At 38.0% G+C, this 12,507-nt stretch carries 16 protein-coding genes; 4 read left to right on the plus strand and 12 right to left on the minus strand.

What is annotated here, in order from left to right; genetic code table 11:
* Nucleotides 1-54 precede the first annotated feature (54 nt).
* Nucleotides 55-1,176: a GPR endopeptidase gene (gene gpr, locus MF646_RS07020; RefSeq protein WP_250095790.1), complete on the minus strand. Its 1,122-nt coding sequence runs from the start codon at nucleotides 1,174-1,176 to the stop codon at nucleotides 55-57.
* 219 nt (nucleotides 1,177-1,395) lie between these two features.
* On the opposite strand from gpr, the gene rpsT reads away from it, so the two are divergent.
* Nucleotides 1,396-1,662: a 30S ribosomal protein S20 gene (rpsT, locus tag MF646_RS07025; protein ID WP_034625096.1), complete on the plus strand. Its 267-nt coding sequence runs from the start codon at nucleotides 1,396-1,398 to the stop codon at nucleotides 1,660-1,662.
* A gap of 47 nt (nucleotides 1,663-1,709) precedes the next feature.
* On the opposite strand, the gene holA is transcribed toward rpsT, so the two are convergent.
* The gene (holA, locus tag MF646_RS07030; protein WP_250095791.1) at nucleotides 1,710-2,738 is read right to left on the minus strand and encodes a DNA polymerase III subunit delta; all 1,029 of its coding nucleotides are present in this window, start codon (nucleotides 2,736-2,738) and stop codon (nucleotides 1,710-1,712) included.
* A 410-nt stretch (nucleotides 2,739-3,148) separates the two neighbouring features.
* Here holA and MF646_RS07035 point away from each other — a divergent pair, with 410 nt between their 5' ends.
* Nucleotides 3,149-3,283, plus strand: coding sequence for a YqzM family protein (locus MF646_RS07035; RefSeq protein ID WP_250095792.1), 135 nt, complete (start codon nucleotides 3,149-3,151; stop codon nucleotides 3,281-3,283).
* Between the two features lie 96 nt (nucleotides 3,284-3,379).
* Here the strand turns inward: MF646_RS07035 and MF646_RS07040 are convergent, their stop codons facing one another.
* From MF646_RS07040 to MF646_RS07050, 3 genes are all read right to left on the minus strand, one after another.
* The gene (locus tag MF646_RS07040; RefSeq protein ID WP_250095793.1) at nucleotides 3,380-5,623 is read right to left on the minus strand and encodes a DNA internalization-related competence protein ComEC/Rec2; all 2,244 of its coding nucleotides are present in this window, start codon (nucleotides 5,621-5,623) and stop codon (nucleotides 3,380-3,382) included.
* 78 nt (nucleotides 5,624-5,701) lie between these two features.
* Nucleotides 5,702-6,280 carry a ComE operon protein 2 gene (locus tag MF646_RS07045; RefSeq protein WP_250095794.1) on the minus strand — a complete coding sequence of 193 codons (579 nt, stop codon included), beginning with the start codon at nucleotides 6,278-6,280 and terminating at the stop codon, nucleotides 5,702-5,704.
* Nucleotides 6,281-6,350: 70 nt separating this feature from the next.
* The gene (locus MF646_RS07050; protein WP_250095795.1) at nucleotides 6,351-6,962 is read right to left on the minus strand and encodes a helix-hairpin-helix domain-containing protein; all 612 of its coding nucleotides are present in this window, start codon (nucleotides 6,960-6,962) and stop codon (nucleotides 6,351-6,353) included.
* A 67-nt stretch (nucleotides 6,963-7,029) separates the two neighbouring features.
* Here MF646_RS07050 and MF646_RS07055 point away from each other — a divergent pair, with 67 nt between their 5' ends.
* Both MF646_RS07055 and comER read left to right on the plus strand, forming a co-directional pair.
* Nucleotides 7,030-7,284 (plus strand): DUF2533 family protein, encoded by a 255-nt coding sequence (locus tag MF646_RS07055; RefSeq protein WP_250095796.1) that lies wholly within the window; start codon nucleotides 7,030-7,032, stop codon nucleotides 7,282-7,284.
* A gap of 71 nt (nucleotides 7,285-7,355) precedes the next feature.
* The gene (gene comER, locus MF646_RS07060; RefSeq protein WP_250095797.1) at nucleotides 7,356-8,180 is read left to right on the plus strand and encodes a late competence protein ComER; all 825 of its coding nucleotides are present in this window, start codon (nucleotides 7,356-7,358) and stop codon (nucleotides 8,178-8,180) included.
* A gap of 52 nt (nucleotides 8,181-8,232) precedes the next feature.
* Here comER and MF646_RS07065 read toward each other — a convergent pair whose 3' ends face one another.
* From MF646_RS07065 to aroE, 7 genes are read right to left on the minus strand one after another with little or no spacing between them, the layout of a single operon-like run.
* Entirely contained in the window at nucleotides 8,233-8,985 is a 753-nt protein-coding gene (locus MF646_RS07065) for a class I SAM-dependent DNA methyltransferase (RefSeq protein WP_250095798.1), read from the minus strand.
* Between the two features lie 18 nt (nucleotides 8,986-9,003).
* The gene (locus MF646_RS07070) at nucleotides 9,004-9,861 is read right to left on the minus strand and encodes a CvfB family protein (RefSeq protein WP_250095799.1); all 858 of its coding nucleotides are present in this window, start codon (nucleotides 9,859-9,861) and stop codon (nucleotides 9,004-9,006) included.
* Nucleotides 9,861-10,214, minus strand: coding sequence for a ribosome silencing factor (gene rsfS / locus MF646_RS07075; RefSeq protein WP_250095800.1), 354 nt, complete (start codon nucleotides 10,212-10,214; stop codon nucleotides 9,861-9,863). Before rsfS ends, MF646_RS07070 begins: the two co-directional genes overlap by 1 nt.
* Nucleotides 10,201-10,782, minus strand: coding sequence for a bis(5'-nucleosyl)-tetraphosphatase (symmetrical) YqeK (gene yqeK / locus MF646_RS07080; RefSeq protein ID WP_250095801.1), 582 nt, complete (start codon nucleotides 10,780-10,782; stop codon nucleotides 10,201-10,203). Before yqeK ends, rsfS begins: the two co-directional genes overlap by 14 nt.
* Complete coding sequence (locus MF646_RS07085; protein WP_250095802.1) at nucleotides 10,736-11,350, minus strand: nicotinate-nucleotide adenylyltransferase; 615 nt, start codon at nucleotides 11,348-11,350, stop codon at nucleotides 10,736-10,738. Before MF646_RS07085 ends, yqeK begins: the two co-directional genes overlap by 47 nt.
* Before the next feature lie 23 nt (nucleotides 11,351-11,373).
* Nucleotides 11,374-11,667, minus strand: a complete 294-nt coding sequence (gene yhbY, locus MF646_RS07090) for a ribosome assembly RNA-binding protein YhbY (RefSeq protein ID WP_250095803.1) — start codon at nucleotides 11,665-11,667, stop codon at nucleotides 11,374-11,376.
* A complete protein-coding gene (gene aroE / locus MF646_RS07095; RefSeq protein WP_250095804.1) occupies nucleotides 11,661-12,506 on the minus strand; it encodes a shikimate dehydrogenase in 846 nt (281 codons plus the stop codon). Before aroE ends, yhbY begins: the two co-directional genes overlap by 7 nt.
* Nucleotide 12,507 lies beyond the last annotated feature (1 nt).

Genomic DNA, 12,507 nt, shown 5'->3' on the forward strand with positions numbered 1-12,507 from the left:
CTCATTGCATCGAGAGCTAAGAAAAGGGGGAAAATCACCCCTTTTCTTAGCTCTCTAGTGTGTATATGCTCCTACATTTTCTTGGTTTATTTTTTGATGCAGGGCTGCATTTAAGCCTGCTGCGATAACATTCGCCATGTCATCAATAAATACATCTACTTCCTTTGGTGTCACCATTAAATTATGACCAAGCGGCGCAAGTACTTCTTGGATTAACTGACGCTTTTCTGTTTCAGGTAAATTTCCTACCATCCCCATAATTGTTGAACGCTTTTGTTCATTTGGTAAATCCTCGTCTGTTAATTTTCTTTTTTCACCGAATGTCATCCCAGCTGGTGCAAGAGAACGAGACGGTGCATTTCCTTCTTTCATCTCTCTTCCAAAATGTTTTAATACGTAATCAATCGTATCACTCGTAATCGATACCGCGTCAACAACTGTAGGGATACCGACTGCAATAACAGGAATTCCTAGCGCCTCTTTGCTTAGTTCTTTACGTTTATTGCCTACCCCACTTCCAGGGTGAATGCCTGTATCCGAAATTTGAATCGTGGAATTGACTCTTTCAATTGAACGCGAAGCCAATGCATCTATAGCAATTACAAAATCTGGCTTTGTCTTCTCGATCACACCATAAATAACATCGCTCGTTTCAATCCCAGTTAATCCCATAACACCTGGTGTTATTGCACTAACTGAACGAAATCCATCTTGAACTTGTTCAGGAGCTAATCTAAACAAATGGCTTGTAACTAATAAATTTTCTACAGCAATAGGACCTAACGCGTCTGGTGTAACATTCCAATTACCAAGACCTACAACGAGACATTTATCCGTTTCTTTAATGCCAATATCTTTTAAAAAGGCAGAAAATGAATTGGCAAAGACACGTTCCATTTTTTCCTGTAGTTCCGTATCCTTTTTTCGAATCCCAAGTGCTTCGAATGTTAAATAATTTCCAGCCTTTTTCCCTAATCTTTTTGCACCAACCTCATCAATGACTACTCTTGTTATTGACACACCGTCTACTGTTTCTTCATCTATTTGGACCCCATTTACCTCTTTTGGAGCCATTCCTTTTGCAGCCTTTTCTTCTTGTTCTAACACCATTTGGTGCGCTTCCACCGCTAAATCAGTACGTATTTGAAATTGGTCAAGATTTAATTCTTCACTCATTTGGACCACACTCCTAGTATAGACTCTCTCGTGAATGTAGTGTCTCCGTTCATACGTGTTTTCATTCTTCTATTGCAATCATGCGTCATTTTTGGTAAAATGCAATTTGTTGTATGAATGATGCGAATTGTGTCAACGTACCTTGAACAAGAAGCGAAACCGTTCATAAATAGATGGACTGGGATCAACCTGAACAACATGTATTAGGAGGTGAATGATATGCCAAACATTAAATCTGCGATCAAACGTGTGAAAACAGCTGACAAACGTCGTGCTCAAAACATGTCAGTTAAATCTGCTCTACGTACTGCTATCAAGAACTTTGAAGCAAAAGTAGAAGCTGGTGACGTTGAAGTAGCGAAAGCAGCTTTCACTGAAGCTACTAAGAAGCTTGATAAAGCAGCTAACAAAGGTCTTATTCATAAAAATGCAGCATCTCGTCAAAAGTCTCGTCTTGCGAAAAAGCTTAACGGACTTTCTGCATAATGGTAAAAGCACACGAATTGTCTTCGTGTGCTTTTTCTTTTCATCTTTTAATTTTCATGAACACTTGCTAATCTCATTAACAACAGTTCGACCGCAAGAACTTTCTCCATTTTACCTGACTTAATTGCATAGTCGGTATCCGCTGCAGCTTCTAATAATTGAAGGAGACGTTGATCATCAAATTTATTCATTTGTTGACTCGCCAGCTTGACAACATATGGATGTAGCTTTAACTGCATCGCTATTTGCTTTTGGGAATAGCTTCTTCGACTCATTTCCTTTACTTGATAATATATTCGTAACTGCCTTGCAATTAGAGCCAATAATTTTAGCGGTTCTTCTTTTTGCTTTAGTAAATCATGATAAATTGATAATGCTTTATCTAATCTTTGTTTCACTGCAAACTCGATTAATGCAAACACATCTTGTTCTAATGAACGGGCCACAAGAAGATCGACAACCTTCCCATCTACCTGTCCTTCTTGTCCTACATACAGGGCCAGCTTTTCCATTTCAGATGCAAGTAATAAAAGCTGCGGACCTACACGTTCAAGCAAATGGTCTTTTCCTTCAGATGTAAATCGAAAGCCTTTCGCTGAGGCTTGGTCATCCAGCCACTCAGACAGCATTCGGTCATCAAAAGGGAAACACTCCACTAATGTTGTTTTTTGCTTTAGTGCTTTCGTAATTTTCTTTCGTTCATCTAATTTTTCATAAGGTGCTAATAAAATAAATATCGCTTCCGGCGAAGGCTGCTCTATGTATTGTTGCAAACGTTGTACATCATGTTCTAATTTTGTATCAGGCTTTTGAGTCGAAACAAGGGAGAAATCTTTTACAATTACAACCTTTTTTCCACCGAAAAAAGGAAACGTTTCTGCCTCTTCCACAGCGAGGTCAAGCAGTGTATCTTGGAGACTATACGTTATAACATTTGGATCATCTTGTGCACCAACTGTATGTTTTACAATTTGAAACAAGAGATCTTCCATTAAAAACGTTTGTGTTCCATACATAAAATAAACTGGTTTTATGTTGCCGCTTTGAATTTCTTTTCTTATTTTTAAATATGACATGTTCATTCCTCATTTTTACTTGCTTATTTCCCATAATTTTTGGGAATATTATTATAGGAGTTTATTGTGCTCGTCCTCCTCTTAGGATAGACAATGATTGCCCATATGACAAGAAAAATGAGAAAGGGGTCTAGCCCCGTAAATGCCAGACCCCCATTTATGATAAACGCCGTAAAGTAAGAACCCGGGACCTCTTACTTACGACGATAACCATGACCGCCTTGCACTATTTATAATATCCTATGCAAACCGAAAGTATAGGTGACAACTCTTTACAGACAAACCAACTATCTGAAAAGTTTTTTACAATTTATTGAACCATTCATGATTTTGTCAAATTGGCGAACAATCTACCTAGCATTTTTTTAGCCCATCCCGTATACTTGAATTTGAATAAGGAGGAATGCCAGATGCATTTTGAAAAAGAAGTACAATGCAAACGTAATGATGCAATTGATTCTGCTGTTGGATTTATCATTCCTTTTGGTTTCTTTGCAACCCTTTTCGTTATCGCTACTATTGTAGATGTATTTAGTGGTATGTAAGAAAAAGATGGTCTAACAGATAAAAGAGGGAGTCTAGGTGTTACGAAAAGGCGCTTAACCTTTTCCAATACGCTAGACCCCTCTTTTTCCTATTTATTACTGACCTTTTGGTGTCCTTATGTTTAGCTCTTTGTTTTTTATTAACAGTTGGACAGCGCCATTTAGGTCACTACGCCAAATTATAACCTCTTGTTCCTCTAACCTGCTCATGACATCAGGGTGAGGATGACCAAATCGATTATTGCGCCCAACTGGAATGAAAGCAGCCTTTGGTCTTAATTGTTGTAGAAAAGGCTCTGTAGTTGAAGTCCTGCTACCATGATGACCAATTTTCAAAATATCAACTTGAAGTTCCGGGTAATCTCTAAGCAGTCTCCTTTCGCCTTCCTCTTCCAAATCTCCTGTAAATAAAATAGATACCTCCTCCACATTTGCCAAAATTACGATAGACCTTGCATTTAAGTCAGGTTCTGTTCCAACAGGTGATAATATAGAAAACGAAGAATCGCCTGTACTCCAGCCCATACCTTCATTAATAAAATGAATAGTCGCTCCATTTTCAGATAAAACAGTCAATAGATCACGCTCAAATTCTCCCTCTACCGGTCCCTTACTATATAATACTTCTTTGATTGTAAGACCCTGAGCTAAAGCTTTCGCACCACCTATGTGATCACGATGACCATGTGTCAAAATTAACCGATCGACTTTTCGAATACCTTGAGCTTTTAGTGTTGGTACAACAATATTTGCTCCTACATCAAATGCCCTTCGTCGACTTCTCCACTCTTCATTCATAAAAGAGATCGTCCCACCAGTGTCAATTAAGTAAACTGCCTTACGATAAGGAAGCTCTATAAGAAAACTGTCCCCTTGGCCTACATCTATCATGGTGATTTTTGCTCTTGAATCAGTATACGGAAGTAACAGTTGAAACAAAAGGATCAAGCTTAAGAATAACAATGGAATTCTCCACCACAACTTTCCCCCTTTTTCCCAACTTACAAATCCATAGACGATACTGATGTAGAAAAGGAACATCATTAAGGTAGACGGTTTTCCAACAATAAGAGTCGCCCATTTTAATTCTGCTACTTTCAGGAGAATTTGATGAACAGTAGGGACCACTGCTTCTAATAAATAAAGGAACACATTATAGTTGGTTGGCAAAAAGAAGGATATGAAAAAGGATATGAAGGTTAACGGAAGGACAAATAACGAAATAAAAGGAATATAGACTACATTCAACGGAAGACTCAAAATAGGAATTTCATACATATGAAGAAGGATAATAGGAAAGGAAATGAGTTGAGAAACCATCGTAATTGCCACTAGCTGGAAACCTGTATGATTATAACGTCGTTGAATAATGGGCGCCGAAGTAATTAGACTAAAAGAGACTAAAAAGGATAACTGAAACCCTAGCTGAAATATAATGAACGGATTATAGAAAACATAAGCTAAATATACAACGACAATACCTAAAAGTGGCGGTATTCGTAACTTCATGCGCATAAATAATAGAACAACCATAGACATAAGTGCTGCTCGGATAACAGAAGGTGCTGCACCAGCAATAACACTATAGATGGGAAGCACAAAGAGAAGCACCTCCATTGATCGCTCCCTCGTTACACCGATTCTAATTAACATATAGAAGCTAGCAGCTACAATCATCCCAACATGCAAACCTGAAACAGCGAGTAAATGAATGACACCCAGTCTTTGATAAGCTTCTAATAATTCTCCATCCATCATTATTCTTTCACCAAAAACTAAGGCGCTCATAATGCCACTAAAATCTGAGCTAATGTTCTGTTCAATTTTTTGTAGTTGTATTTGACGCCACCGTTGCAGCTTCAAAAAATATCCATGATGATCCGTACTAATACACTGGATTCCTGCTCGATTCGGTCTTAAAATCCAAAATATATGTTGTTCGTATAAATAACGTTTATAATCAAATTGTCCAAAATTCGTAGGACGCAATGGCTGCGAGAGAACACCACTGATTTTACACGAATCACCGATCAAAATGGATTTCATTTGTTTTTGCTCATGCTCATCATAAAGGTATGCTTGAATTTGAATCACTTCTTTTTTATTACTTTCAAGCCGCATTGTTAATGAATCACCATCTATAACAGGAATGGTCTGAACTTTACCGTAAATAGTCTGTTCACCAGCTACAAATACCGTGTCTCTTTGATCAAGAGTATATATACCTACAAAATAATATATAAGAAAAGTGAAAGTGAAAAGAAGTATCTTAAGTTTGAAGTATTGACGATGTAATAGGCAAAAAAGGAGGAAGCCAGTAAGGATGAAGAGATACGGCACATTTGCTCCTCTTAGAGCTAAAAAGAGGCCAAGCGTAGCAACGATCGGGAGAAGAGAAAAGAGGTGAAGAATATTGGCTCACCCCTTAAAAAAGCTTTGTGTATACAAAGAATTAGCTCGATCACGTAACACTTTTAGATCTTTTGCTGCAACACCCGCTTGATCTAATTTATCTAACAAGTCTGCTGTAAATTTCATCTTATCAAGATGGTTTTGATCCAAGCTTATCTCATCTAACTCCACTTGAACAACTTGAATCCCTGCTTCTTTAAACATTTCTTCTGCATAAGGATGATTTTTATAATCCTTTGCATAGTAGACACTTTTAATGCCTGCCTGGATGATTGCTTTAGCGCAATGCACACAAGGAAAATGCGTCACATAAATCTCAGATCCTTCTGTTGGAACACCGAATTTTGCACATTGAAGAAGGGCGTTTACCTCCGCGTGTATCGTTCGGATACAATGGTTGTCTACAACATAACAACCTTCATCTATACAATGAGCACCACCAGAAACTGAGCCATTGTATCCACCCGCAATAATTCGCTTTTCTCTAACTATTGTTGCTCCCACCATTAGACGGGTACAAGTACTTCTTAACGCTAACAAATGACTTTGTGCCATAAAATATTGATCCCAAGAAATTCTTTGCACAGTTTATCCTCCTAATCTTCATATAGTTAGTTTAGAAAAAAGAAGCAGTAACGTCAATGCTTATCGGATTTTATCGAAATATAAGGTGTTCTTGAAGCTTTTCAATCGATTTTGGTCCAATGCCAGATACTTGCAATAGATCTTCTACCCCTTTAAATGGACCATGTTCATCACGATAAGTTATGATTGCAGCAGCTTTAGCAGGCCCTATTCCTGGAAGTTGTTCAAGATCCGTAACCGTAGCTTGATTGATGCTTATTTTCCCATCACTTTCTCCTGCTCCAAGGGATATTAATTCAGTAATTCCCTCTTCTCCTTCAATTGGTACATAAATCAGCATCTCATCATGTAATAATTGAGCTAAATTTAACTTTAATTGATCTGCATCTTCCCTAAAGCCTCCCGCAATTTCAATTGCATCCACAATTCGTGCCCCTCCTTCCAGCTCATAAACACCAGGACTTCTAATCGCACCTTTTACATCTACCACTAGACTCGTTTTACTCTCAGTACTTACAGGAAGTTGCTCACCTTGAGTAAATTCCTTTTGGTATTCGTTCCAATCAAATACAACTTCTTCTTCTTTGGGATTGCTAAAATGAAGAAACAATACTAAACTGACTATTAGTAAGAATGCACTTATTGCCCCTGCTTTTTTTAAACTAGCTATTTTTTTCAACATATGAACACACCTTTCATTATTGATAGGTTTTAAAAAACAACGAAGAATAGTAAGGAGACGATATTCAATGACTGTACATTTACAAATTGCAGAACAAGTAAAGAAACACCGTGAAGCACAAAAACAATTTCTAGCATTAGATGCCCAAAGGGAGCGGGCAATTGAGAGTTTGCTCGAATTAGCCAAGGCAGGAAAAACAATTCAAACAACAGAAATTAACCAGATCACCAAAGAAATGAATCAAATTGCCATGCAGTTTCAATTCCCACCTCGAAAGCTTGTGACGCCTGAGATGGTCGCAAATTATATAAATGAAAAATAATTGAAGTCATAACATCTCATTCCGCCTCATACGTTTAGTCATAACGATAATCGTATGAAGGAGGGGCTATCTTGAAAATTGGAGTAATTGGAACAGGTAGTATGGGGACGATTTTACTTGAATCATTCATAGAATCTGGTGCCATTTCTCCGCACCAATTTGTCATAACTAATCGAAATAGAGAAAAAGCTCAAGTTTTACAGGAACGCTTTCCCGACCTTAAGATTGCACCTGATGCAATATCAACAGCAAAGCAGTCAGATGTCATCTTCTTATGCACCAAGCCTTTACAGATGCCAAATGTGTTACGCGAAATTACTCATGTATGTGATAAAAACAAGTTATTAATCTCTATTACAAGTCCCATTTCAGTTGTTCAATTAGAAGAAATGGTCAGTTGTAAAGTTGCCCGTGCAATTCCAAGTATTCTGAATCGAGCATTAACAGGACCTTCCCTATTAAGTTTTGGCAATAGATGTCATCCAGAAGACCGCACATTTGTGACTAACTTAATGTCATCAATTTCTGAACCGTTAGTGATCGATGAGAATATTACACGTGTATCTTCTGATATCGTAAGCTGCGGTCCTGCTTTTTTTAGCTATATCATGCAGCAATTTATTGATGGGGCAGTCAGACAAACAGACATTAGTCAAGAAGATGCGACAACTCTTGCTACAAATATGATGATTGGAATGGGTAAGTTATTAGAAAAAGGACATTTCACCTTACCAACGTTACAAGAACGCGTCTGTGTCCCTGGAGGAATAACTGGGGAAGGAATAAAAGTGTTAGAAGCTGAAATTGGACTGATGTTTGATCATCTGTTCCAACAAACACATGCGAAATATTATGAAGATCAAGAATTAATATCTGAATCTTTCACGAAAAAATAAGAACGAGGAAGAGCTTATAGGCTCTTCCTCGTTCTTATTTCGTTATTTTTTTCTAAATCCCTCTATTTTTCTTTGCACAAAAGAAAATTCGTTCACTTTTATTTGTAGGATATTCGCTAGTAAAATCCGCTTGTATAGATATATCGCAAAACCCGGCTTCTACTAGCCATTGCTTATATTGGTCAACTGGATAAGTTCGCTGTTTATGTAATTCAAGCATCCGTTCATAATAATTTAATTCATTTTGGACAAAAAACGTTAATTCATGTTCAACACTAAATAGGTGATCACCTTTAAAAGAAGTCCATATATATGCAATTTCACCGGCATCTTCAGCAAACGTATGTCCAATAAAGCCTTCTTCTATTTTGGAGACTGAATGAACATCAAATAAAAGAACAGCCCCTTCCTTCATGTGCTCAAACAAACATTGAAACGTATCGACAACTTCCTGTTCGGTTTCCAAATAATTGAGGGAATCACAAAAGACAGTGACAACATCAAACTGTCCTAAGCCTTCTAAGTCCGTCATTGATTGCTGAATTAATAAGGGGGAAAAGCCAGCTTTCTCGCATTTTTCTTTTGCAATAGCCAGCATTTCAGCTGATAAATCAACCCCCACTACTTCAGCACCAAAATCATTCAACCTGACCAATAGTTCCCCCGTACCACATCCAACATCAAGAACACGACTCCCCAAGAGGTTGGACTTGTATAATTGTTTCTGCATATAATCGATCCATTTGTCATAAGGCGCATCCGCCATTAACGTATCGTACAAAGCAGCAAACGCTTGATAATTCATCGATCTCATAGTCTCCTTTTATGACTTCTTTATATGCGTCCAACCGTCTCGCTGTTCAATTTTATTTTCTTTCATTAATTTACCGAGGGCACGCTTAAATTTAGCTTTACTTATTGAAAATCTTAACTCTATATCTTCTGGTGGGGTTTTATCCCAATAAGGCATCGAGCCACCTCTCTCTTGCAAAAATGCATAAATACGCTCCGCATCTTCTTCTTGCTGCTCAGACCTAAGCGGATTCATGGTGACATTAATTCGACCATCATCCCTAACAAATTGCACGCGAGCCGTAATATACTCTCCATATCTTGGCGTGCCATTCATTTCGTCATTATGAAGAAAAGCAATATACCCTTCTTCCGTTAAAAGCAGTGCACCTTCGTCAAGAAAATGATAAACATACCCACTTACTTCTTTGTTCATCATTTCTTTCGGAGCTTTGTTGGCCGTTTTTTCAACAGGCTCTCCTTTTACGAGCTTAGCCATTAAACGTCCTCTTTTGTCCCATGTCAATGAAAGAGGGAGTTTGTCACCCGGTCTAGGCCATTGTTCACGATCGTAAGGAAGCTCGTCCATTGAAAGGAAAAGATCTCTAGAGATCCCATTATGAAAGAAAACACCGTGACCTGTTTTTACTTCAACTGCTTCTAACCATTTAACTTCACCCATTTTCAGAATAGGCTCTTCCATTGTTGCAGCTAAGCGTCCTTGGTGGTCGTGATACAAAAAGACGTCAACACTATCTCCTATATCAATGCCTTCCTTCGCTTCACGTTCATGCAGCAGAATATCTGATTTTCCGTCACTTAAAAAGTAGCCAAAGTTCGCTTTTCGGATAACCTCCAACTTAACACTATAACCAGGCTTTAATTCCATTAGCCTAATACTCCTTCTAATTCTACTACAGGGGCATCTCCCCATAATTTCTCCAAATTGTAATAAGCTCGTTCATCCTTATGGAACACATGCACAACGACATCACCTAAATCAATAAGAACCCATCTTGCTTGGTCGAACCCTTCTAGTCGTTTAATTTCAATTCCTTGTTCTTGGACTACTTTTTTCAATTCATATGCAATAGCTTGGACTTGCTTATCTGAATTCCCATGACAAATGACAAAATAATCAGCGATCAGTGAAACACCTTGCATATTTAGTGCAACAATATTTTCTCCTCTTTTATCATCAATCGCCTTTACTGCAAGTGATAAAGTTTCATTCACTAACATCACTTCTCCTTTTTTGTTTAATTAAATGATTGTATGTTGCAAGTGTATCTGGATAAACACGCTGTCTTCGTTTCATTAGAAAACCAATTGTATTTTCAAGCGCTTGAATAATCGCATCATCCAAACTGACTTTTGCAAGCTCACGAACATCGTCAACACCTTTAAATTTTCGACCAGGCTCAATATAATCAGCTAAGAAAACGACTTTTTCTAAAAGAGTCATTTCTGGCCTTCCCGTTGTATGATAGTAAATGGCATCCAGTATTTCTTTATCGTCAATGCCAACTTCATCTTTCACAAAATATGCCCCGCATGGTGCATGTAGTAGCTCATCTCCATAATCAAGAAACGATTTATCTACTAGTTTTTCCTGAACGACCTTTTTCATTTCTTCTTTATCGCGAAATTTTGCATAGTCATGAAAAATAGCCGCGATCTCCGCTTTTTCCTGATTAGCACCAAAGCGATTAGCAAGTTCAATAGAAGTTTCTACTACTCCTAGTGTATGAATATAACGGTGATCAGTGAGATGAAGTTTGACGATGGCCAATGCTTGTTCTCGGTTCATATAGCTCCCTTTCTTTCACCAATGCTTCCACACTATTTGGAACCATATACGTAATCGGTTTTCCTTCTTGAACCCTCTTGCGAATTGCAGTTGATGAAATATCCACTTGGGCCATTTCCAAAAGATGAACTTGCTTGGAATAATTAGTTGTATCCACCGAAGACCCTGGACGCTTCACACCTATGAATGTAACTAACTCCAATAATTCATCGACTTTTTCCCATTTAGGCAAATACTCAATCATATCTCCGCCAATCAAAAAATAAAACTCATAAGTTGGATATAATTGTTTCAACTGTCTCATTGTGTCAATTGTGTATGATGGTCCTTCCCTTTCTAACTCAATCGTATTAACATAAAATTGTTCATGATCATCTGTAGCCCCTACAAGCATATCAACCCGATCTTGATTTGAAGCAAGATCATCGCTTTCTTTGTGTGGGGGAACATTAACAGGAATAAACCAAATTTCATCTAACTCAAATTCAACTAACACTTCTTGAGCAAATAACAAGTGTCCTAAATGAGGAGGATTAAATGTTCCTCCAAATAATCCAATTTTTTTCATTATCTCACTCTCCTGCTCTTTACTTAAGAAGGGAGAACTAATTCCTTATTTTCTTTAGACTCTTTGTATAAGACAATCGTGTTCCCAATGACTTGAACGAGCTCTGCTCCTGTTTGTGCAACAAGTCGTTCTACTACGTCATCTTTCTCTTCCTCACAATTTTGCAAGATGCTAATCTTTAGTAGTTCTCTTGCTTCTAAAGCATCCTCTATTTGTTTACTCATATTATCATTTACTCCACCTTTTCCTACTTGGAAAATTGGGTTTAAATGATGAGCTTTTGAACGTAAAAACCTCTTTTGTTTACCAGTTAACATGTTGTTCCTCCTAATTGTTCTAATACTATTTTCCTCATCCGATTTCGATCAGGGGTTACTCCATTCCAGTGTTCAAATGAAAGTGCAGCTTGATTGACAAACATTCCAACACCATTGATTGTTGTGGCCCCTTCTTTTTTTGCCACTTTCAATAGCTTTGTTTCTAACGGGTTATAAATAAGGTCACAAACTACAGCCTCTCTTTTTAAATTTCCTAAGTCTAGTGGCATATCCTCTATGTTTGGACTCATTCCAACAGAAGTGGTATTAATAATGACATCATACTCATCTAGACTCTTTTCTGCTTGTGCACGATCAACCGCTTCGGCTGGAGTCTTCAACGTCTTTGCCAATTGTACGATCGGATCCGCCTTTTCTATTGTTCGATTTGTAATAGCTAGATGCCTAATGCCATATAGCATGAGTGCGGTAGCCACACCCCTTGCAGCACCACCTGCGCCAATTAGTAATAGCCGTTTGTCTTTCAGGTCTTCATTTAGTTCCTCTATTAATGACTGAACAAACCCCCGACCATCTGTATTGTATCCAATTAACTTTCCATTTTGATTCACAATCGTGTTGACAGCACCTATAAGACGAGCTTCTTCATCAATCTCATCCAAATATTCCATAACAGCAACCTTATGCGGAACAGTTACATTGCAGCCCGCTATTTGCAAAGCTCTTATACCATGAACGGCCTCTTTGACGAACTCGGGCTCTACATCAAAAGCATGATACGTTGCTTCAATTCCAATCTGATTAAATGCGTCGTTATGAATGTTCGGAGACATTGAATGCCCTACCGGATGACCTAATAAACCAAAAACTTTCCCCACC

Origin of the sequence: Halalkalibacter alkaliphilus (genome assembly GCF_023555415.1) — a bacterium.
In the GTDB taxonomy this organism is placed as follows: Bacteria; Bacillota; Bacilli; order Bacillales; family Bacillaceae_D; genus Halalkalibacter; species Halalkalibacter alkaliphilus.